Annotated in this window: 22 protein-coding genes; 17 read left to right on the plus strand and 5 right to left on the minus strand. The window is 68.9% G+C overall.

Translation table 11 applies throughout. The features are described 5' to 3' along the window. Positions 1 to 342 precede the first annotated feature (342 nt). From GA0115259_RS04995 to GA0115259_RS05020, 6 genes are all read left to right on the plus strand, one after another. Positions 343 to 699 (plus strand): YbaB/EbfC family nucleoid-associated protein, encoded by a 357-nt coding sequence (locus GA0115259_RS04995; protein WP_093591403.1) that lies wholly within the window; start codon positions 343 to 345, stop codon positions 697 to 699. Positions 700 to 848: 149 nt separating this feature from the next. After that, positions 849 to 1448 (plus strand): recombination mediator RecR, encoded by a 600-nt coding sequence (recR, locus tag GA0115259_RS05000; protein WP_093591406.1) that lies wholly within the window; start codon positions 849 to 851, stop codon positions 1446 to 1448. Then, entirely contained in the window at positions 1441 to 2100 is a 660-nt protein-coding gene (locus tag GA0115259_RS05005) for a DUF5063 domain-containing protein (protein WP_093591409.1), read from the plus strand. Before recR ends, GA0115259_RS05005 begins: the two co-directional genes overlap by 8 nt. Before the next feature lie 119 nt (positions 2101 to 2219). Next, positions 2220 to 3035 carry a hypothetical protein gene (locus tag GA0115259_RS05010; RefSeq protein ID WP_093591412.1) on the plus strand — a complete coding sequence of 272 codons (816 nt, stop codon included), beginning with the start codon at positions 2220 to 2222 and terminating at the stop codon, positions 3033 to 3035. A gap of 334 nt (positions 3036 to 3369) precedes the next feature. Continuing rightward, positions 3370 to 4641, plus strand: a complete 1272-nt coding sequence (locus GA0115259_RS05015; RefSeq protein ID WP_093591415.1) for an aspartate kinase — start codon at positions 3370 to 3372, stop codon at positions 4639 to 4641. A gap of 61 nt (positions 4642 to 4702) precedes the next feature. Next, positions 4703 to 5761, plus strand: coding sequence for an aspartate-semialdehyde dehydrogenase (locus tag GA0115259_RS05020; RefSeq protein WP_305129275.1), 1059 nt, complete (start codon positions 4703 to 4705; stop codon positions 5759 to 5761). Positions 5762 to 5839: 78 nt separating this feature from the next. Here GA0115259_RS05020 and GA0115259_RS39545 read toward each other — a convergent pair whose 3' ends face one another. Then, positions 5840 to 6025 (minus strand): hypothetical protein, encoded by a 186-nt coding sequence (locus GA0115259_RS39545; protein WP_141716453.1) that lies wholly within the window; start codon positions 6023 to 6025, stop codon positions 5840 to 5842. 213 nt (positions 6026 to 6238) lie between these two features. Between GA0115259_RS39545 and GA0115259_RS05025 the strand changes: the two genes are divergently transcribed. Together GA0115259_RS05025 and GA0115259_RS42575 are read left to right on the plus strand one after the other, a co-directional pair. Beyond that, entirely contained in the window at positions 6239 to 6814 is a 576-nt protein-coding gene (locus GA0115259_RS05025; RefSeq protein ID WP_093591463.1) for a SigE family RNA polymerase sigma factor, read from the plus strand. Then, positions 6811 to 8211: a hypothetical protein gene (locus GA0115259_RS42575; protein WP_272921090.1), complete on the plus strand. Its 1401-nt coding sequence runs from the start codon at positions 6811 to 6813 to the stop codon at positions 8209 to 8211. Before GA0115259_RS05025 ends, GA0115259_RS42575 begins: the two co-directional genes overlap by 4 nt. 133 nt (positions 8212 to 8344) lie before the next feature. On the opposite strand, the gene GA0115259_RS05035 is transcribed toward GA0115259_RS42575, so the two are convergent. Further along, entirely contained in the window at positions 8345 to 9097 is a 753-nt protein-coding gene (locus GA0115259_RS05035) for an SURF1 family protein (protein ID WP_093591421.1), read from the minus strand. A 235-nt stretch (positions 9098 to 9332) separates the two neighbouring features. Then, positions 9333 to 11159: a S9 family peptidase gene (locus GA0115259_RS05040; RefSeq protein WP_093591424.1), complete on the minus strand. Its 1827-nt coding sequence runs from the start codon at positions 11157 to 11159 to the stop codon at positions 9333 to 9335. A 591-nt stretch (positions 11160 to 11750) separates the two neighbouring features. Between GA0115259_RS05040 and GA0115259_RS05045 the strand changes: the two genes are divergently transcribed. From GA0115259_RS05045 to GA0115259_RS05055, 3 genes are all read left to right on the plus strand, one after another. Beyond that, positions 11751 to 12452: a hemerythrin domain-containing protein gene (locus tag GA0115259_RS05045; RefSeq protein ID WP_161230291.1), complete on the plus strand. Its 702-nt coding sequence runs from the start codon at positions 11751 to 11753 to the stop codon at positions 12450 to 12452. Positions 12453 to 12628: 176 nt separating this feature from the next. Then, on the plus strand, positions 12629 to 12901 hold the full coding sequence (locus GA0115259_RS05050) for a twin-arginine translocase TatA/TatE family subunit (protein ID WP_093591430.1): 273 nt from the start codon (positions 12629 to 12631) through the stop codon (positions 12899 to 12901). 180 nt (positions 12902 to 13081) lie between these two features. Next, positions 13082 to 13441: an ArsR/SmtB family transcription factor gene (locus GA0115259_RS05055; protein ID WP_370747335.1), complete on the plus strand. Its 360-nt coding sequence runs from the start codon at positions 13082 to 13084 to the stop codon at positions 13439 to 13441. A gap of 150 nt (positions 13442 to 13591) precedes the next feature. Here GA0115259_RS05055 and GA0115259_RS05060 read toward each other — a convergent pair whose 3' ends face one another. Then, a complete protein-coding gene (locus GA0115259_RS05060; RefSeq protein ID WP_237539767.1) occupies positions 13592 to 13840 on the minus strand; it encodes a hypothetical protein in 249 nt (82 codons plus the stop codon). A gap of 67 nt (positions 13841 to 13907) precedes the next feature. Further along, complete coding sequence (locus GA0115259_RS05065) at positions 13908 to 15044, minus strand: L,D-transpeptidase (RefSeq protein ID WP_345940993.1); 1137 nt, start codon at positions 15042 to 15044, stop codon at positions 13908 to 13910. Between GA0115259_RS05065 and GA0115259_RS05070 the strand changes: the two genes are divergently transcribed. From GA0115259_RS05070 to GA0115259_RS05095, 6 genes are all read left to right on the plus strand, one after another. Beyond that, complete coding sequence (locus tag GA0115259_RS05070) at positions 15043 to 15558, plus strand: SigE family RNA polymerase sigma factor (protein WP_093591439.1); 516 nt, start codon at positions 15043 to 15045, stop codon at positions 15556 to 15558. The two genes, GA0115259_RS05065 and GA0115259_RS05070, sit on opposite strands and share 2 nt — an antisense overlap. Further along, the gene (locus GA0115259_RS05075) at positions 15548 to 16213 is read left to right on the plus strand and encodes a L,D-transpeptidase (protein WP_161230292.1); all 666 of its coding nucleotides are present in this window, start codon (positions 15548 to 15550) and stop codon (positions 16211 to 16213) included. The genes GA0115259_RS05070 and GA0115259_RS05075 overlap by 11 nt, the downstream gene beginning before the upstream one ends. Next, the gene (locus GA0115259_RS05080) at positions 16210 to 16779 is read left to right on the plus strand and encodes a flavoprotein (RefSeq protein ID WP_093591445.1); all 570 of its coding nucleotides are present in this window, start codon (positions 16210 to 16212) and stop codon (positions 16777 to 16779) included. The genes GA0115259_RS05075 and GA0115259_RS05080 overlap by 4 nt, the downstream gene beginning before the upstream one ends. A 664-nt stretch (positions 16780 to 17443) precedes the next feature. After that, complete coding sequence (locus GA0115259_RS05085) at positions 17444 to 18505, plus strand: DUF1611 domain-containing protein (protein ID WP_141716454.1); 1062 nt, start codon at positions 17444 to 17446, stop codon at positions 18503 to 18505. A 15-nt stretch (positions 18506 to 18520) separates the two neighbouring features. Then, the gene (locus GA0115259_RS05090) at positions 18521 to 19624 is read left to right on the plus strand and encodes a gluzincin family metallopeptidase (RefSeq protein ID WP_141716455.1); all 1104 of its coding nucleotides are present in this window, start codon (positions 18521 to 18523) and stop codon (positions 19622 to 19624) included. A gap of 89 nt (positions 19625 to 19713) precedes the next feature. Beyond that, positions 19714 to 21402: an ABC transporter ATP-binding protein gene (locus GA0115259_RS05095; protein WP_176732431.1), complete on the plus strand. Its 1689-nt coding sequence runs from the start codon at positions 19714 to 19716 to the stop codon at positions 21400 to 21402. Positions 21403 to 21650: the final 248 nt, after the last annotated feature.

Here is a 21650-nt window from a genome sequence, read left to right on the forward strand (position 1 = left end):
CTGCTGTGACTTTGTGTGTACGGCTGGTCGACGATCGGTCGGTTCTCGGTCTCGGTTCTCGGTCTCGGTTCTCGGTTCTCGGCTCTTGGGTGGTCGGACGGGCGGATGACGGACGGATGACAGACGTACGGCGGGCGATTCCGCGCATGCATTCCTACCGCCGAATGGTGGGCTGTGTGTCCGAAATCCCGGTATTTACCACCACGTGTGGGCCTTGAACAGGTGGAGGAGCCATGGGGCTCTCACTCGAAAGAGTTCGTTCCGGTGGGGTGGAGCGGGCTGCCCGGTGACCACGTAGGCTCGGCTTACAGAGGAAATCGTCGTCGAATGCCAGGAGTGACCGTGTTTCCCGGTGGTGGTCAGCCCAATATGCAAGAGCTGCTCCAGCAGGCTCAGCAGATGCAGCAGGAACTCGCCCGGGCGCAGGAGGAGCTGGCGGCGACCGAGGTCGACGGCCAGTCGGGCGGTGGTCTGGTCAAGGCGACGGTCAACGGCTCGGGCGAACTGCGCGGCCTTGTCATCGATCCGAAGGCCGTCGACCCGGAGTCCGCGTCTTCGTTGCAGGAGCTGGGGGAGACGCTCGCGGATCTCGTCATCGCCGCCGTCCACGCGGCGAACGAGAACGCGCAGCAGCTCCAGCAGCAGAAGCTCGGTCCGCTCGCGCAGGGCCTCGGCGGTATGCCGGGCCTGCCCTTCTAAGACCTCCCGGCACCAACTAGCGTACGTACAAGGCCCGTACGCACCCGCAGCACCGGAGCACAGCCGCAGCACAGCCACGGCACCAGCAGCCGACAAGGCAACAGCCGACAAGCCAGCAGTCAACAGCAACAGCACGGGAAGGCAGTCCGTTGTACGAAGGCGTCGTTCAGGACCTCATCGACGAACTGGGCAGGCTGCCCGGCGTCGGTCCCAAGAGCGCGCAGCGGATCGCCTTCCATGTCCTCCAGGCCGAGCCGACCGATGTCCGCCGTCTCGCCCATGCCCTCCTTGAGGTCAAGGACAAGGTCCGGTTCTGCGCCGTGTGCGGCAATGTCGCCCAGGAGGAGCGCTGCGGTATCTGCCGTGACGCGCGCCGCGATCCGACGGTGATCTGCGCGGTGGAGGAACCGAAGGACGTCGTCGCCATCGAGCGCACCCGTGAGTTCCGCGGTACGTACCACGTGCTCGGCGGCGCGATCAGTCCCATCGAGGGCGTCGGCCCGGACGATCTGCGGATCCGTGAACTGCTGGCCCGGCTCGCCGACGGCACGGTCACCGAACTGATCCTGGCGACCGATCCCAATCTGGAGGGCGAGGCCACGGCCACGTACCTCGCCCGCATGATCAAGCCGATGGGCCTGAAGGTCACACGCCTGGCCAGCGGTCTGCCCGTGGGGGGCGACCTGGAATATGCCGACGAGGTCACGCTCGGGCGTGCCTTCGAGGGGAGACGACTTCTCGATGTCTGACGCAACGCTGCACGCCGCCCATCAGGATCCGGACGACTTCGCGGTCCAGATCGCCGACCAGATCGAGAGCTTCATCGTGGCCGTCACGGAAGTGGCGAAGGGCGATGAGCCGGACAGCGCCGTACCGTTCCTGCTGCTGGAGTTCTCCCAGCTCATGCTGGCCGGCGGCCGGCTGGGCGCGCACGAGGACTTCCTTCCCGACGAGCGCTACGAGCCCGACCTCGGCCCGGAGCCGGATGTCGACGAGCTGCGCGAGCGCTTCGCGGTGATCCTGGAGCCGATCGACGTGTACTCCGAGGTCTTCGATCCGTACGAGCCGCGCAAGGCGCCCGTCGCGGCCCGTATCTCCGACGACATCGCCGGTGTGATCACGGACCTCCGCCACGGTATGGCCCACTACCGTGCGGGCCGTACGGCCGAGGCGCTGTGGTGGTGGCAGTTCTCGTACTTCTCCAACTGGGGCTCCACCGCCTCCGCGACGCTGCGCGCCCTCCAGTCCCTGGTGGCCCACGTCCGCCTCGACCAACCGCTCCCGGCCCTGGACGGCCTCGACACGGACCAGGACCTCGGCGAGGACGCCCTCGCGGAAGAGGCGGGCAAAGTAATGGCGGAAGAAATCGCCGGCCCTCTGGGTCTGCGCACCGTCAGGTAATCCGTACGGTCACCGGATATTCGTACGGTCACCGGATAATCCGTACGGTCACCGGGCCGTCGCCTGCGAGAAACCGTGTCGTCAGGACGGGACGCCGTCGCGCTGTAGCGTGTCCCGTCATGACCATGCCGCCTTCGCAGGCTCCAGGCCCCAACGGCTCTCCGCACCAGCAGAACCCGTCTGCCCAGCCCCCGCACGGGCTGCCGTACCCGCAGGGGCAGGAGCCTCCCCAGGCGTACGCGTCGTACGCCGGCCAGGGCTCCTGGGGGCAGCCGCCGGTGGGTCCGCCTCCGCGCAAGAGGCGGACCGGGCTGATTTTCGGCATTGTCACCGGCTCGATCGCGCTCGTCGCGGCCCTCGCCTATGTCGGCAACAAGGCCGGCGACGCGGTGGCCTCCGCGAGCAAGTTCCCCGCCGCCGAGTACCGCCTCACGGTTCCGAAGAAACTGCTGGACAACGAGTACAAGCGGCTCGACGACGTGACCGAGCAGATGAACGGTGAGGTGAGGAAGGAGGATCTCCGCGACACCCTGATTTCGCGGAATGTGAAGACGTCCCTGGGCATGTACGCCGCTGCCGACAACTCCGGTGGGCTCAGCCTGGCCGGCATGTACGGCCAGTTCAAGAACCCGGCGCTGGAGGTGACGAGCACGCTGGACGGGATACAGAAGGGTGGTCTGAAGGAACTCAGCCCTCGGAAGCACGTCACTCCGCCCGGCTCCGACACCGACCTGACGTGCACCGTCATGCTCTCCGAGGAGGGGGCCGCCACCTTCGTCGTCCCTGTGTGCGCATGGGGCGACGAGAACACGGTCGCCGGCGTCGCGATCTTCACCCCCGTGGACACCGAGCCCGACCCCGGCACCATCGACCTCGAAGCGACAGCGCGGACGGTCCTGAAGGCGCGCGAAGAGATACGCCGCCCGATCGGCTGACCAGCGCGTTGACGTCAGTCGACGACGCTCCGCGTCGCCTCCCTCCTCCGCCTTGCGATCCACGGCACCAACGCCGACATCAGCCGCTGCCGCGGCGGGCGCTCCCTGATCCGGCCTGATCCGAACGAAAGACCCTAGCCCTGCTGTGTGACGCGTCCCACTTTTTTGCGTGGTGCTGTTCAGCCGGGGCATGCATCCTCACCGAGCGGGCGGCGGCCAGTCCTCGATGATCACTGAGTGAGCGGAACATCTCACGATGTGATATGTCCGAGTCGTCGTGCGGTCGCTCGTTAAACTGTGCCGACAGTAGTGATGAACTGAGCGAGGAGCGCACGTGGGCCTTGTCGTGCAGAAGTACGGAGGCTCCTCCGTAGCCGATGCCGAGGGCATCAAGCGGGTCGCCAAGCGAATCGTCGATGCCAAGAAGAACGGCCATCAAGTGGTCGTCGTGGTTTCGGCGATGGGCGACACGACGGACGAGTTGATCGATCTCGCAGGGCAGGTGTCCCCGATCCCTGCCGGGCGTGAGTTCGACATGCTGCTGACCGCCGGAGAGCGGATCTCCATGGCCCTGCTGGCGATGGCGATCAAAAACCTGGGCCACGAGGCCCAGTCGTTCACCGGCAGCCAGGCGGGCGTCATCACCGACTCGGTCCACAACAAAGCGCGCATCATCGATGTCACGCCGGGCCGGATCCGTACGGCGCTGGACGAGGGCAATATCGCCATCGTCGCCGGGTTCCAGGGTGTGTCCCAGGACAAGAAGGACATCACCACACTGGGACGCGGCGGTTCCGACACCACCGCCGTTGCGCTCGCAGCCGCACTGGACGCGGAGGTGTGTGAGATCTACACCGATGTGGACGGTGTCTTCACCGCCGACCCGCGGGTCGTGACGAAGGCCCGGAAGATCGAGTGGATCTCCTTCGAGGACATGCTGGAGCTGGCCAGCTCCGGCTCCAAGGTGCTGCTGCACCGGTGCGTCGAGTACGCACGCCGTTACAACATTCCGATCCATGTCCGTTCCTCGTTCTCGGGGCTTCAGGGCACATGGGTCAGCAACGAGCCGCAAGGGGACCGCACGGTGGAGCAGGCCATCATCTCCGGTGTCGCCCATGACACCTCCGAGGCGAAGATCACGGTCGTCGGCGTCCCCGACAAGCCCGGCGAGGCCGCGACGATCTTCCGAGCCATCGCCGACAACGAGATCAATATCGACATGGTCGTCCAGAACGTCTCCGCCGCGGCGACGGGACTGACCGACATCTCCTTCACGCTGCCGAAGACCGAGGGCCGCAAGGCCATCGACGCGCTGGAGAAGACGAAGTCGACGATCGGGTTCGAGTCGCTGCGCTACGACGACCAGATCGCCAAGATCTCCCTCGTCGGCGCGGGCATGAAGACCAACCCGGGCGTCACCGCGAGCTTCTTCGAGGCGCTGTCGGACGCGGGTGTGAACATCGAGCTGATCTCGACCTCCGAGATCCGGATCTCCGTGGTCACGCGCGCGGACGATGTCACCGAGGCCGTACGGGCGGTGCACACCGCCTTCGGTCTCGACAGCGATTCCGACGAGGCCGTGGTCTACGGAGGCACCGGCCGATGAACCGGCCGCGCGGAAGCCGGTCGTACGGCGACGTCGGGGGCAGACGCGGGAGCGCCGCGCCGTGAACGGCCGGCCGACGCTCGCGGTCGTGGGTGCGACCGGGGCCGTCGGCGCCGTCATGCTCCAGATCCTCTCCCAGCACGCCGACGTCTGGGGCGACATCCGGCTGATCGCCTCGCCGCGCACCGAGGGCCGCAAGCTCTCCGTGCGCGGCGAGCCGACCGAGATCGTCGGCCTCACCGAAGAGGCGCTCGACGGCGTCGACGTCGCGGTGTTCCTCGTACCGGACGAGGTGTCCGCCCGATGGGCGCCCGTCGCCGCCGCCAAGGGCGCGGTCGTCGTGGACAGTTCGGCCGCCTTCCGGATGGATCCGGACGTACCGCTGGTCGTCCCCGAGCTCAATCCGCACGCGGTACGGTCCCGGCCGCGTGGAATTGTCGCGAGCCCGGCCTGCACGACACTGTCGATGATCGTCACGGTGGGCGCCCTGCACGCCGAGTTCGGACTGCGCGAGCTGGTGGTCTCCTCGTACCAGGCGGTCAGCGCCGCCGGCCAGGACGGCATCACCGCCCTGCGCGACCAGCTCTCCCTCGTCGCCGGTACGGAACTGGGCACGCATCCCGGCGATGTGCGCCGCGCGGTCGGTGACACCACCGGTCCCTTCTCCGCTCCGCTGGCGCTCAATGTCGTGCCCTGGTCCGGTGCGCCGCAGGACGGTGGCTGGTCCTCGGACGAGATGGCGATACGCGACGAGACCAGAAAGGTCCTCGACCTGCCCGGTCTGCGCGTGACGGCGACCTGTGTCCATGTCCCGGTGATCACCGCGCACTCGCTCACCGTGCACGCGCGCTTCGAGCAGGAGATCACCGTCGGCCGGGCGCACGAGATCCTGGCGACCTCGCCGGGCGTGGTGCTGTTCGACAACCCGGGCGCGGGCGACTTCCCGACGCCCGCGGATGTGGTGGGGACGGATCCGACCTGGGTGGGGCGCGTACGGCGGTCGCTGGACGACCCCAGGGCGCTGGAGCTTTTCGTCTGCGGCGACAATCTCCGCAAGGGCGCGGCCCTGAACACGGCTCAGATCGCCGAGGCCATCGCCCTGGAACTGTCGAAACCGTAGCGGCCGTAGTAGCCGAAGCCGTAGCAGTGACCCTGGTCACGGTTCTTTGCCGTAACCGCGAGAAACCTCAACTGTGGCTCAAAAGTCGACGAAAATCAGAAGCCGTTGAACCCTAAAACTTTGTAGGATCTGTGAACGTCCTTTGGTCAGGTTCATGGTCACACCGGCTTGAACTGGGACGTTGTCTTGTTCGACGTTGCCCGTCTGTCTTTCCTGCGAGAACACCGCAACCGCTGACCGGCCGGGAAGCGTCTCTGCGGTCACCCCTTCGCGGTGTCGCGAGAATTGGGGCATAGGGGGAGATCGGGTACGCATGACGGCAATTGGTGCAGCGTCAAATGGGGTGACGTGCGCGTACAACCCTGACGGGGGGAAGCGTGTCCAACAGGCGTGGCAGAGGTTCTCGACATCACAGCGATCGTCCCGGTACGCGGCGCGGCGGTGCGTCCGCTCCGGCGGCCCCGTACACCCGGCGGTATGCCGGTGATCGCGCCCATGCCCGCCGCGCGTTCCGCACGTCTGCCGTCCCAGCGCGAGGGCGCTGACGGCGCGATGGCAGCGGGTACCACCGTCGATCACCTCACGGAGACCTATCGCGCCCACTACCGGTCGCTGCTCGGTCTCGCCGCTCTGCTGCTGGACGACACGGCCTCCTGCGAGGATGTCGTCCAGGAGGCCTTCATCCGGGTGCACTCCGCGCGCAACCGTGTACGGGAGCCGGAGAAGACGCTCGCGTATCTGCGGCAGACCGTGGTGAACCTCTCCCGGTCAGCCCTGCGCCGGCGCATCCTCGGTCTGAAGCTGCTCTCCAAGCCGATGCCGGACATGGCGAGCGCGGAGGAGGGCGCGTACGACCAGCTGGAGCGGGACGCGCTGATCAAGGCGATGCGCGGATTGCAGCGGCGGCAGCGCGAGGTGCTGGTTCTCCGGTACTTCGCGGACATGACCGAGGCGCAGGTCGCCGAGACTCTTGGGATATCACTGGGCTCGGTGAAGGCGTACGGCTCGCGCGGCATCAAGGCGCTGCGCGTCGCCATGGAGGCCACGGCATGAGTGCGCGGAAGGACCGGCAGGACGGGCCCGACAGGGCGACCGGGCCGGACGCGCCGTTGAACGACCTGACTGGGAACGGAATTGTGAACAACGGGCCGGATAACGAGCTGAGCGGCCTCGGTCATACGGGTGCCGGCAGCAGCAGTGGAAGTGGCGGTAGTCGAGACGGCGGCGCCGGTGCCAGTGGTGCTGGTGGTGAGACCGGCGCCGGCGGCATCGGCGGTGTCAGTGGCGCCGGTGGCGCCAAGGGCAGTACGGGCAGCCATGAGCCGGGCGGTGATGCCGGCGGAGACGCCGGCCATCTGAACGCCGACCTCGGCGGCGAGCCGGGCCGTGACCTGGACGGGGACGTGGGCGGAAGCCTCGACGGCCTCGACATGGACGAGCTGGCGCTGCGCCGTCTGCTGCATGGCGCCGTGGACGATCTGCGGCCGTCCGAGGGCGCCCTCGACCATCTCCGCAAGGCGGTACCGACCAGGCGGGCCAGAAAGCGCCAGGCCGTCGTCGGTATGGCCGCCGCGGCACTGCTGTTCGGTACGGCGGTGCCCGCGTTCGTGCATGTCGCCAACTCCGGCGGCACGGCGGACGACCACTCCGTCAACGCCGGCCACGGCGAGCAGGCCCAGGGCGGTACGGGCACGAGCAAGGACTCCGGCGGCGGCGCGGGCGAGGATCCGCACCATCCCGCCGACCAGGTGTCTCCCGACGCGGACGACCCGGACAAGGTGGCCAAGCCGGAGGACACCGCCTCGGGCGGTACGGCCGAGGGCGGCACCGCCGGTACGGCCGATCCGGGCGGCGGCACCCAGTCCTCGTCCCTGCCCACCTGCGCGCCGAACCAGCTCCAAATCACCGTCGCCGAAGCCGGCGCGCCCGACTCCGGCGGCAAGGTGTACGGCACCTTCCGCGTCGCCAATGCCTCGGGCACCGACTGCTCGGTCACCGGCCGCGGCACGGTCGACTTCCAGACCGGAGGCGCGGCCGACAAGGCCAAGATCACCGTCGTGACGCACACGGCGGGCGACGCGGCCACCGGCCTGCCCGATCCGTCCCTGGAAGCGGCGGCGGTGACGCTGGCGCCGAACAGCGCGTACGAGGTGAAGTTCGCCTGGGTACCGGCGGAGAGCTGTCCGACCACCGGCGCCTCCCCGGATCCCACACCGTCGGGCGACAGCTCGGCGGGCGCGGGCACGGGCGGTGGCACCGGTACGGGCACCGACGCCGGAGCGGGTACGGGAACGAACGCGGAGCCTCAGCTCCTCACCGAGGGCGGCACGATGGACGGCACCGTCTCTGTCGTCCACACCCCGGAGCCGGGCGCACCGGTCGCCGAGGCGACGATCCCCAACGCCTGCGCGGGCACGATCTACCGAACGGGCGTCCTCAACGCGCCGTAGCGGTCCGGTGGTCGCGGTGGCCGGGCCGCTCAAGCGGAACGGGCGTTGGCCACGGCCTCGGGATGATGTCGGCCACCTGGGGCTCTGGCCGCCCGTCGACCGGTCGACCGCACAGGGCCTGCGCGGCGGTGGCCTACGCGGCGGTCTCCAGTCCCAGCGCCCGGTCCTTGACCGCCTCCGCGTCGCGCCGGAACAGCCGGAACCACATAAAGATCACAAAGCCGGCGAAGACGAACCACTCACCGGTGTAGCCGAGGTTCTGGAACGCCTTGAGGTCCAGCCCTGAGTTCTGCGGTGCGGCGGCGGGCACCGGCAGCAGCCCGTCCGACGCCCGCGTCACGGTGATCCACGCGTCGTACACCTCGTACGGCACGACATTGACCAGCGACGCCGCACTGATCATGGCGAGCTGTCCCTGAGGCAGACCGCCGCCCGCCCGCACGCCGTCGGATCCGACGGACTCGGAGGCCTGGAGCGCGCCGGTCACACTGACCTCACCGGCCGGCGGCGCGGGCGCTTTCCTGCCCTCGGCCAGCCATCCGCGCACCACGGGCAGCGCCTTGCCGCCGTCCGTACGCAGCATGGTCAGTACGTACGAGCCGTTCCTGCCGTCCAGCACCCGGTCCGGAACCAGGAACTGATCTCCGTACCGTCCTGTCGCCGTGACATGACGACCCGACGTCTCCTGATCGACGGGCAGCAGCGTCTGCACCGCCACCGCGGCCCGCTCCCCGGGATCCGGCCGCTCCTGTGCGGCCTGGTGGGTGCTGACGCGGTCCTCGAAGCGGCCGAGCTGCCAGGTCCCCATGAAGATGCAGAAGGGGATCGCCAGCAGAACGAAGGCATTGATTCCCCACCAGCGCGGAGTCACCAGGAATCGGTACACGCCTCCACCGTACGGAACGCTCCTTCCCGCCCACTTCCCGGGTCCCGCCACTTCCCGGGTCCCGCCATCCACTTCCGCCCGGCCCGGCTCCTGGCCCTCCACTCCTGTGCCTCGCGACCTCGCGGTCTCCGGTCCTCGCTGAGGCCCGGACCCGGGGACCCGGACCCGGGCCCGTCTCTGGGCCCAGCCCCTGCGTCTTCCCCCGCGTCTTCCTCCTCTGCTTCAGATGTCTCGTCTACTTCAGATGTCTTGTGGCGAAGTCCAGCTCCAGCCTGACCTGCTTGATCCGTTCCTCCACGACCAGCGACCCATGGCCCGCGTCATAGCGGTACACCTCATGGACCGCGCCTCGGGCGGCCAGGCGGTCCACATAGTTCTCCACCTGGCGGATCGGACAGCGAGGGTCGTTCACTCCCGCCGAGATATAGACCGGAGCCCGGACCGCGTCGACATAGGTCAGCGGCGACGACGCCTCGAAACGCTCCGGCACCTCCTCCGGCGTACCGCCCAGCAGGGTGCGGTCCATCGCCTTGAGCGCCTCCATCTCGTCGTGGTACGCCGTCACATAGTCGGCGACCGGCACCGCCGCCAGCCCCACGGCCCAGGCGTCCGGCTGGGTGCCGAGCCCGAGCAGAGTCAGATAGCCGCCCCATGAGCCGCCCGCCAGGACCAGCTTCGCCGGATCGGCCAGACCGGAGTCCACCGCCCACTGCCGGACCGCCGCGATGTCCTCCAGCTCGATCAGCCCGACGCGGTGCTTGAGCGCGTCCGTCCACTCGCGCCCATAGCCCGTGGATCCGCGGTAGTTGACCCGGACGACCGCGAAGCCGTGGTCGACCCAGGCGGCGGGTCCCGCGGCGAACGCGTCGCTGTCGTGCCAGGTCGGACCGCCGTGGATCTCGAAGACCGTCGGGAACGGAGCCTCGCCCGCCGGCCGCTGCACCAGCGCGTGGATCCTGCCGCCCGGACCTTCGACCCACGCGTCCTCCACCGGCACCGAGGCGGGCGCCGTCATCCCCGGCGGATCGAGCACGACGCCGCCCGCCGTGGACCGTACCCGCGGCGGCTCGGCCGCGGACGACCAGAGATACTCCACGCTGCGGTCCGGCCGGGCCGTCGCTCCCGACACCGTCCCCGCCGGAGTCTCCACCTCGATCAGCGCACTTTTGGCGAAGTCATAACGCCACAGCTCGCTGCGGCCCTCGAAGCTGTGCACGATCAGCAGCTCCGACCCGTCCGGATACCACTCGGCGCTGATGTCCCCGGGCAGCTCGACGGCGAGATCGGTCTCCTCGCCGGTCAGCGGATCCCAGACGACCGGCTCCCAGCGACCTCGCCGCTGATGCCCGACGAGCAGCCGGCTGTCGCCGGCCACCGGCGCGAAGCCCAGCACCTCCAGGCCCAGCTCACGCGTGCCGCCCTCGGTGTCGTCCAGCTCCGCCACCACCGAACCGTCCAGCCGCAGCACCCGCAGTGCCGAGTGCATCGCGTCCCCGTGCTCGGTGTGCTCGATCGCGAGCAGCGTGCCGTCGTACGACAGATCCCCGACTCCGGCCGACTCCCGGTGCCGGTAGATCTCGACGGGCGCCTCCCCGGGCCGTACGACATGCAGCGTCGTGCCGTCCTCGTCGGTCGACCGCCCGACGACCGCCGTCCCGTCCCGTCCGAGCGCGAGCCCGGCCGGATAGGAGGGAGCGAGCCCCGGCGCCGCCGGCTCATCGAGACCGGAGAGGCTCGGGAGACCGGAGGTCCCGGCCCCGCTCTCCCCGGGCGTGAACGGCTGGCGCATCCACACCCCGAACTCGTCCCCGTCCGTGTCCGAGAACCACCAGATCCACTCACCGTCCAGCGAGAGCACCCCGTCCGTCGTCCCGTTCGGCCGGTCCGTCACCTGCCGCTGGGCGCCGGTCGCGCGATCCCATGCGTACAGCTCATACGTCCCCGTCGCATTGGACACGAACAGCGCTCGCTCCGGCGCGTCCTCCGCCCAGTCCGGCAGCGAAACCCGCGGCGCCCGGAAGCGCTTCTCCCACTCCGGCATCGAACCGGCCATCTGATTCATGCCCCCATTCTGCGCCGGAACCCTGACATCCCGTCGGCCTCCCCCTCAGCCTGTGGACAACCAGCCTGTGGATAGCTCCCGTACGTCGATCAGGATCCTCGTGGCCACAGCGGGGGGGCGGTCCCGGTGAGCACCGAGGCTGTCGAGGTGTGAGGCGATCTCCCGGAGGGCAGAGAAGTAAAGAGAGGTGCTTTCCTCTCGGAGTTCTGCCGCGTTTTCATGCACCGGCAGGGTGCTGTAGGGGATGGCGATGGATTCGCCGTACTCCTCATTGCCGAGACGCGTGCGGTGTGCCGACAGGGCGATTGCGGAAGGTCCATCCTCTGAATTCCGTATCAATCGCACGGTTTCCTTGCCGCCCGGCTCGGCGCGCGATGCCCACGACGGCGGTCAGCGCCCGCGCATAGCCGCACTCCAGTAAAGAGCCGCCGGGCCGCGTCGCCGATGTCGCGACGGGTCTCGGCGGCCATGACACATAACTTATATCTGGTGGGTATTCACTGCGGGAACGATGCTCTCAATACTCTCTCTTTTACCCCAAATATTACCCCAAATACCAACCCCAATTTTTGGGACAGGCAGGAATACGCGATGGCTGCTCCACCCAAGCTCTGCGCCGAACGGTCATGCATGTATGAAGAGTTGCTCGCCGTGCACACGATTCTGCGTCGGGGCACCGCCCTCGTATCCGAATCATTCGGGCGCCTCGCCAGCGGTGAGCCCGTCGACGTCAAGGTGCTCGTCAACACCGCTCGCTGGCTGATCGAGTCCGTCCGCCGCCACCACGCGAGCGAGGACGTGCTGCTCTGGCCGGTGCTGCGTGAGCTCGTTCCCGGCGATGCCGCCAGGATCGGCGGGCTGGGTTTCGCGCTCGAAGCGCTCGATGCCGAGCTGCATGAACTCACCAGGACGGTCGACGCGATCGCCGCCCAGCAGGTCACGGGCGAACGGGACGCGGCCCTGGTGGTCGTGGGCCAGGCCGCGCTGTCCGGGCTGCCCTCGACGCAGCGGGTCAAATCCGTTCTGAACAGGCATTTCGATGAAGAGGAAGCCCTCATCAAGGAGTTGATGCCGGAGCTGCCGGACGCCGAAGTCGGCAGGCTGCGGTCGGCGATCGTTGGCGGAGCCCCGCACACCGGGCCCCATCTGGTGTTCGGCCTGATGGAGGACCCGGAGGAGGTCCCGGGCTACGCGCCTCTGGTGAGCAATTTCCCCGCGCCCATGCGCTGGATGCGTCCGGTGCTGATCACGCGGTACCGCTCGTCGAAGAGGGCACTGGGAGTTCCCACGTAGTTCACGGCGCCCGCGTAGCGTGACCGGTGGTGTGGCGGGGCGGCGGTGGCGTGACGGTGGTCTGGCGGCCGGGCCGGAAAGTGGTCTTGTTGGACGGTCGTACGGTAGGAGATAGTTCTACAGCACTGTAGATACCTATGACCGGTCCCGTCCGATCCCGGGAGAGAGCAGATCTGATGTTCGGCTTGAGCGAAGTGGCCCTGATCCTCATCGTCATCGTCGTTCTGCTCGGCGCCAAGAAGCTGCCTGAGCTGGCCCGTTCGGCGGGCAAGGCCGCGCGGATACTCAAGAGTGAGACGAAGGCGCTGAAGAAGGAGGACGAGGGCGGCCAGAGTCGGAGCGGGCAGGGCCAGAGCGGGCAGAGCCAGGCGTCGGAGTCCGCCGCGTCCGGTCGTCGCGTCGTGACCGGCACGATCGTCGAGCGGAACGATCCGCCTGCGCAGTCCTGACTCGCCTGACTCGCTGGGGCCCGAACGGTGAGGCCCTGACCCGCTGGGGCCTGGGTCCTGGGCCGTACGAGCTCCTCTTCGCCGTATGCGCTCCGCTCCAGGTGCGCCCCAACGCTCCGGGCCCGTCCCCGGACCCGACGCCTAGACTGAGCCGTCGGGTCCGCGCGGGACGGGAGAGCGATCGTGACGGCAGAGGTCGGTGGCTCCGGAGACCCGTCCGCAGAGGTGCTCGCGGAAGCGGCTGCCGCGTTCGGGCTGCTGGCGTCGTCGGCGCGGCTGCATATCGTATGGGTGCTGGCCCAGGGCGAGAGCGATGTCACCGGGCTCGCGGAGCGGGTGGGCGGCGCGCTTCCCGCCGTGAGCCAGCATCTGACCAAGCTGAAGCTGGCCGGGCTCGTACGGTCGCGGCGCGAAGGCCGCAGACAGGTCTACTTCGTCGACGATCCCGATGTCGTCACCGTGGTCCGGCTGATGGTCGGACAGCTCACCGACCGGGCGGCGCGCGCTCCTGTGCGCCACGCGCCGGTCCGCCATGTCTGATCGCGCTTGGTCGCGCCTGATCCCATGTGGTCGTGTGGTCGCGTGGCTGTGTGGCCGCCTGGGTGTACGTCGTACCGCGGACCGACCTGGTTCGGCGGGCAGCCCTTCCCTGGTACTGCCCACCGAACCGGCTCCGGCCCTTCCGCTGTGTCAGGGGCTCGCCTGGTCGAACCCGTACCGCAGTGGCTGCTCCTGTACGCGCGGATCGCGCCGGTACACGTACAGCGCCTCCACCTGCGCTCCGCCCGCCGGCCCGTCCACCTCGCAGGGATATGTCACCTGCACCACGGCGGGCCGGTCGGCGACCCGCATCCGTACCCCGTCCGCGGGGCCTCCGTCGAGGACCGCGGTCTCCCAATCCGTTCCGCTGTAATCGTGATCGCCCATGCGCATGCCCATGCGGACACTTTAAAGCGTGCGCAACTTTTGACCTATACGGCCTTTACAGGTGTCACGGTCACCGAAGTCAGCGTAGTGCGCTCCCCGCCCGCCACTCGTCCCAACCGAGATTCCAGTCCCCGTATCCGTTGCCCGCCGCCACGGTCTCCGTGGATCCGGTGACCCGCACCACATCACCCGGGATGACCTCCTCGTAGAAGCGCCGGGCGGTGCCGTCCGTCGCGAGTCCGACACAGCCGTGGGTGACGTTCTGCCGGCCCGCGTAGGTGTCCGCCTTCGGGTTCTCGTGGAGATAGGTGCCGGACGTGGTGAGGTGGACGGCGTAGGCGTAGTAGCCCTTGTACGCGTCGCCGTAGCCGACCGTACGGGAGTCCATCAGCACCCGGCGCTGTTTGTCGGAGACGACCATGGTGCCGTTCCAGGTGTCCATCCCGGGCGCGCCCGCGGTGATGGGGACGCGCCGGGTGGTGCCGTCCTTCTCGACGGTCATGGTGTGGGTGCGTACGTCGACGGTGGCGACGAGCGAGCGGCCGACGGTGAAGTGCCGGGTGAGGCCTGAGCGGTTGGAGTGGCTGGGACTGCCGGGACTGCCGGAGCCGCCGGAGCCCGCCCGTACGGTCACTTCCGTGCCCGGCTTCCAGAAGTCGCGCGGCCGGTAGTCGACACGCTGTCCGTCGAGCAGATTGCGGTCCTTGATCCAGCTCCAGGATCCGGTGACGCCCGTCGTGGTCTCGACCGTCAGCAGCCGTTCCACGGCGGCCCGTTCGGTGGCCGGGACCGGGCGGTCGAAGGTGACCGATATGGGCATGCCGACGCCGACGGTCTGCCGGTCGGCGATATTGATCCGTACGCCCTTGAACGCGGCCGGCACCGGGACTGTTGAGGCCGTCGAGGCCGTGGAAGCCGTAGGTTCCGCCCGGGGACTGGCCCGGTGCGCTTGGTCCGCGGCGGCGGGCTGTTGTTTCTGATCGTCGGCGCCCGTGCTCGTACCCGCGTCTGCTTGTGCCGAGCAGCCTGCGAGTGCGAGCGCGCATAGGGCCGCCGCGCTCAAGGCGCGGGCGAGACGACTGGTCCTGACTCCCGAGGTCATGGAGTTCCCCCTGTTGTGTTTCGATGTACGCGACCTGTACGCACGACGGGGCCGACCGGGTTGCACACGGAACCGAGAAGTTCGGTGCCGGGGAGAGCGGCGGGGCGGGGGCATGACCGAGGACGAGTTCGACGCCTTCTACGCGTCCGCGTTCCCTCGGCTGACCGGCCAGTTGTACGCCCTGACCGGGGATCACGGCGAGGCGCAGGACGTGGTCCAGGAGGCGTTCGTACGGGCCTGGGACCGGCGGCAGAGCTTCCTCGCAGACGAGGCGCCCGAGGCGTGGATCCGTACGGTGGCCATGCGGCTCGCGGTGAGCCGCTGGCGCCGGGCGCGCCGCTGGCTGGAGCTGGTACGGCGTGATCCCGCGCCTGAACACACACCGGGCCCGGATCCCGAGCGCACCGCACTGGTCGCGGCGCTGCGGCAGTTGCCGGAGGCCCAGTGCACGGCGGTCGTACTGCACCATCTGTGCGACCTGAGCGTGGAGCGGGTAGCCTCCGAAACCGGCGCTCCGGTCGGAACCGTCAAGGCCCGTCTGGCGCGCGGCCGGGCAGCGCTCGCCCGGCATCTGTCCGTGGGCGACGCCGATGAGCAGGGTGAGAAGGAGGACGGCCGTGTCCGATGAACTCACCACTACGCTGCGGGAATTGGCCCAGGAACACGAGACACCTCCGTCGATCCCGGGTTCGGAGATCCGGCGCCGTGCCATACGCCGCCGTGCGCGCCGCCGAGGAGCGGTGCTGGCGGGTGGCGCCGCCGCGGCGGTCGGAGTTCTCGTCTTCGCCCTGACCGCCGACGTCGGTGGCCAAACCACCCAGGAGCGTGCCATCCCGGCGGATACGGCGTCCTCGGCGGGCACGGCCTCGCCGGCACCCCCGGTGGGCACGGCCGATCTCGCGCGTCGGCTGCTGACCGTTGCCGACCGTGAGCTGCCCATTTCCTCGGGCACGGCCGAAGGACTCACGCCTCAGGGCCGGATGACCGTCGTCGCCAAGTACCGCACCAAGCGGATGCCCGCCGACGGCATGGGCACCGGCAAGGACATGGGTGGCGAGTACGAGGTCACGCTCCCGTGGGTCATCGAGCTGCGCGCGCCGGACAACCGCACGAACTACGTCGTCGCCATGACGTACAACGAGAGCGCACCCGGCCGCGTCGACGCCACCCACGGCTGGATCGGCCTGCGCTCCGTCGACGCCGAGTGGCTCTACGAACAGGTCCGACCGGGCGAGGTTCTCGCTGTAGAAGGCACTGCCACTCCAACGGAAAGCTCTTCATGACTGAGCAGCGCGATCCGCGCGATCCGCACGATCCGCGCGGGAAACCGTTTCTCTATGTCGTGGTCTGCGCGGCGGGCATCGCGGGCGATGTCACCACGCTGATCGCCGCGGCGCAGGAGCGGCAGTGGGACGTGGGAGTGATCGCCACTCCGCGAGCGCTGGCCTTCATCGACGCCGAGGCGATCACCGCGCGGACGGGCTATCCGATCCGTTCCGCCTGGCGCGGCCCCGGAGACCCGCGTCCACTGCCGCCTCCGGATGCGATAGCGGTGGCGCCGGCCACGTTCAACACGATCAACAAGTGGGCGGCGGGTATCTCCGACACGCTGGCCGTGGGCATCTTGTGCGAGGCGTACGGTCTGGGCGTCCCCACTGCCGTACTCCCGTATCTGAACGCGGCCCAGGCCGCCCATCCCGCGTACCGGCAGAGTCTCGACCGGCTGCGCGAGATGGACGTCCTGATCGGAACGCACACGCCTCACCAGCCCGACTCGGCCGCGGCCGGGGCCCACTTCGACTGGGAGGAAGCCCTGAATCTGCTCGCTCCGAAGCTGGACGATCGCTGACGAATCGCCGATGAATCGCTGACGCCCGCTCCTCAGCGGGCGCGATCGATCGGACCTGGGCCAGGCCGCCGTCGACGAAGAGTTCGGCGGTCGTTGCGGGGTGGCTGGAAATGCTTCGCGACCATGCGTTCCGGAAGAACGTGCAGGGTTGTTGACGGTCACTGTCAGTCGCAGCGGTTGCCGTGCTTTGCTGCTGTACTTATAGTTCCGTGTCCGCCGATGGTGGGGCTTACCCGCAAAGGCTGACGGACCGTCGTCAGACAGTGTCAGACGGGAGCGCGAGAGCGTCTTCGCGCCATCGGTTCTTCTTGCGCGGTGCCCTTGCGTGCTCTGTTGCCCTTTCTTGTCTCTGTGTTGCCCGCCTTTGTGCCGCCAGGGCTTGGGTGTGTCATACACGAATCCAGGCCCGGCGGGAGTCTGCTCGAATTCTCAGCTTTCCCGGTAGGTCCTGCGGCAGCACCTTGACCACCGCACCCGCCGGGAATTTTTTGGGACCTGCGGACTCCCGCCCTGGCCCTGGACTTTCGCCTCGCCGGTCATCGCCAGAGCCACCACCACAATGCGATCGATCGCGGGAGCACGGAACATGGGTGTGAGCGATCGAATGGACGACCACTCGTTCGGGCGCCGGAACGGGCCCGACCCGCACCGTGAGGGATCTGTGATGAGAGACTTTGCCGGGGCCAAGTGGGGCTATGTGACACGCAGAATCCACGACCGGGACGCGACCGTACCCGGTGGGTCGGTTCGCGAACCGCAGCTCGGGGATCTCGTGGTTGCCACCGTGGTCCACCTGGGCGAGCTCGACCATCTGGAGGATGTCCACGGTCGGCGCGTCCGTCTCTACTCGGGCGACATTGTCGTGGGTGCGTACGGCAACCGGTATGCCACGGACTTCTACGAGGGTTACCTGCCGACCGGGCCCCACGTTCATCTGCTGACGGCGGGCGGCCTTGTGGGAACGGTCGCCTCGGCGCATACGCGACGGCTCCCACCGACCGAGTTGAAGGTGATCGGCACGCTGAACGACCGGTCCGGGATGCCACTGTCGCTGGATCACTACGCGCGGACGCCGTCGCCGCACACGGCGCCCGAGTGGGGCACTCTGGTCGTGCTCGGCTCGTCGATGAACGCGGGCAAGACCACGACGGCGTCGGCCATGGTGTCCGGCTGGACGCGAGCCGGACTGGCTGCCGGTGCGGGCAAGGTCACCGGTTCCGGCAGCGGCAAGGACCGCTGGATGTACATCGACGCGGGCGCCAGCACTGTAGCCGAATTCCTCGACTTCGGCATGTCATCCACGTTCGGCTATCCGGTCGAGCGGCTGCGGACCACGATGATCGCCATCCGCGATGCCCTGGTCGACGACGGTGCGGACGCAGTCGTCCTGGAGATAGCCGACGGGCTGCTGCAGTCCGAGACACGGGCGCTTGCCGAGTGCCTGCCCGGATTCGCCCACGGTGTCGTACTGGCGGCGGCCAACGCGCTGGACGCGGTGGCCGGGGTGACGATCCTCCAGGGACTGGGGGTCCCGGTCCGTATGGTGAGTGGCCTGGTCACCGCCAGCCCCCTTGCCTCCCAGGAAGCACACGCGGCCACGGGACTGCCGGTCCTGTCCCCGCCACAGCTGGCAAACGGCGCGGCCGTGGACCTCCTGGTGCGTGCGCCGGCCCGGCAGACCGCCGCCACGACGGGACCCTTCGCCGACGCTGCTGCCTGGGGCTGATGCCCCGTGATACCGGTGATCGTCTACATACCTGACGGGCGTCCCCGGCCCGGTGAGTTGCACGAAGCCGCCCTGGACGTCCTTGAACTGCGGCCGGCCGAAGTGGTGCTGCCCGAGGCCACGGTCCGTGACGAGCGCGGCGGGCGGCTGTTCGACGGCTCCACGTTGATGTTCGACCCCGCGGCCGGTGGCGGCCCCCTGGCAGACGCCGCCGCAGAGCGGCAGGCCCGAGCATTCGGCGTGACCAACGCGGCCTTCCACGTCCAGCGTGCCCTGCGGTTCGCTTCAGCCCTGCTCGGCCACCCTCTCCCTCATCTGCTGGTCAGAATCGGGATGCACAACCAGCCCCGCCGCTGGCACGGAGGGCATTACCGGCTTCCCAGGGCGTCACTCACGGACGAGCCCGCCGCTCTCAGCTGTGCGGGTGAGATCCATCTGGGGGGCGGCGCCGGATTCGTCCCGGCACCGGACGGCAGCCGGTATTTCCACGCCCCCGCGCACAACGCCGCGATCATCTGTCACGAGGTCGGCCATCATCTGTGCCGGCACACCGCGGACTTCCGGCTCAACCGGCTGCGTCCCCCGGCGCAGCAGACCAACTTGAAGGTCGCCCTGGACGAGGGCACAGCAGATGTTTTCACGGCCATCCTGCTGGGCACCCCGGACATCTACGGCTGGCACCGCGCGGCCATCGCCGAGTGGGACCAGCGGCGCCGCAAACTTCAGCCCCGGTGGACAATGGCGCACTTCTTGGGCGGGCGGGACCAGGACCCGCACGCCGACGGCACCGTGTGGGCATCGGCATGCTGGTCCGCTCGTGAGCGGGTCATCGATACGGGTGCCGACGCGGCGCGCTTCGATGCGGCGCTGCTGCGCGGCATGGAGTCGGCCGATGCCGGTGCCCATGCCGCTCAGCTGACCAAGGACGCCTTGACCAAGGACGCCTTGAACGAGCGCCGCCAGTTCTCCCGGCTGCTGTCCGCGATCACGCGTGCCGACCCAGGACTCGCGCCGGTGGTGCTGACCGCCATGGCCGAGCACGGCATACGCCCAGGCGCGAGCAACACAGCCCTCAAAGACGCCGCCCGCGCGGACCTGACCGGGGAGGTGGGCAGATGAGGGCCCGCCAAGACGACGTGGGAATGATGCGACACCTATGGCGATTCCGTTCCTACGGCCGACCGCACCTGGGCACACTCATGCTCGGCGTGGGACTGCGCATCGGAGAACTGATCGCCGACCTGGCCGCACCCTGGCCGCTGGCGCTGGTCATCGACAACGTACTCAAGGGCCGGACCAGCGGCCCACTGGTCTGGCTCACGGGCATCGTGGGCGATTCCCCGCTGGCCATGCTCAGCGTGGCCGCCGTCGCACTGCTGCTGATCACTCTCGCCTCGGGGGCCTTCGACTACCTCGGTGACCGTGTGATGAACAGCGCCGGAGAGCGCATCACCGCGGAGATCCGTACGGACGTGTTCGCCCATATGCAACGGCTCCCCATGAGCTACCACGACAGACAGGCGGCCGGGGAACTGACGAGCCGCGTCGCGATCGACACCAGCCGGATCCAGGACGCTCTGGTCGACCTGTTCTCCACACTTCTGCCCGGACTGCTGGCCCTCGCGGGCTACGCCACCGTCATCCTCTCCGTTGACTGGCGCCTGGGGCTGATCGCGATCGGGGGCGCCCCGCTGATACTCTTCACGGCCGCCCGCTACACCCGGTTGACCCGCCAGACGGAACGGCGGCAGCGCGCCGCCGAAGGACACCTGGCCGCCTTCGTCACCGAATCCCTTCAAGGCATCCGCACCATCCACGCCTTCGGCCGCCAGGATCTGCACGACGCGCATTTCGCCGCCGGCAACAGCACCACCCTCGACGCCGGCCTGCGCAGCGTCGAACTGCGGGCCCGATTCACTCCACTGCTCGAAGCCGCCGCCGCGGTGGCCACCGCGGCACTGCTGTGGGCGGGCGGCCTCGGTGTCGTGAACCACTGGTGGAGCGTCGGTCTGCTGGTCGTGGTGACCAGCTACCTCAAAGACATGATCAAGCCCATGCGATCGATGTCCCGCCTTTCGATCACCTTCCCCCAGGGCGCGGCCTCCGCGGAACGCGTCGCCGCCATCCTCGACCAGCCACCGCCGTCCCCGACACCACACCGGCGCCTGCCCGACCGCGCCACCGGCCGAATCGACCTGCGCGACATCACCCTCGACTACGGCCGCGGCCCCGTCCTGAACCACTTCGACCTCACCGTCCACCCCGGCGAACACCTCGCGCTGCTCGGACCCAACGGCTCCGGCAAATCCACCGTGCTCTCCCTCATCGCCGGGCTCTACCCGCCCACCCGCGGCCACCTGCTCCTCGATGGACTACCGCTCACCGACATCCCCGCCATCTGGCTGCACCGCCAGATCGCAGTCGTGCTCCAGGACACGTTCCTGTTCTCCGGCACCATCGCCGACAACATCAGCTACGCCCGACCCGACGCCGGCCCGCGCGAGATCGCCCGGGCGGCAGAGGCAGCCCTGGTCACCGAGTTCACCGAACGCCTGCCCGATGGCCTGGGCACCCGGCTCGCCGACCGAGGCGCCGGACTGTCCGGCGGCCAGCGCCAGCGCGTCGGCATCGCCCGCGCCCTGCTGGCCGACGCCCCCGTTGTGCTGCTCGACGAACCCACCACGGGACTGGACAACGCCGCCGAAGAACTCGTCGTCCGCGCGCTCGGCCGTCTGGTCGAGAGCCGGACAGCGGTCATGACCACCCACCGGCCGGCCCTCACCCGCCTCGCCACCCGCACCATCCATCTCCACGACGGCGCCCTGCGCATGCGTCACAGTCTGGCCTCGGCATCGGCCCGCCGGGAGGCCGCGCGGGCGCCCCGTCGGACCGCCTGACGGATCCAGTCCCCGACGCGCTCGGACCTGCCGATCCGTCCAGCAAGACGTACGCACGGGCGCCGTCCGGGAACTCGACACCCAAACAGCCGGTGCTTCTGTGCGGAGTGGTCCTCCACGGACGACGTCCGGCCCCGCTGTGCGCGGCTGCCCCTCTCTCGCGGCGCGACCGGGACCTCGACCACCGGGCTAGGGTCTTTCGTTTGGATCAGGCTGGGTGAGGGAGCGCCCGCCGCGGGAGCGGCTGA

This window comes from Streptomyces sp. MnatMP-M17, assembly GCF_900091995.1.
Lineage (GTDB): Bacteria > Actinomycetota > Actinomycetes > Streptomycetales > Streptomycetaceae > Streptomyces.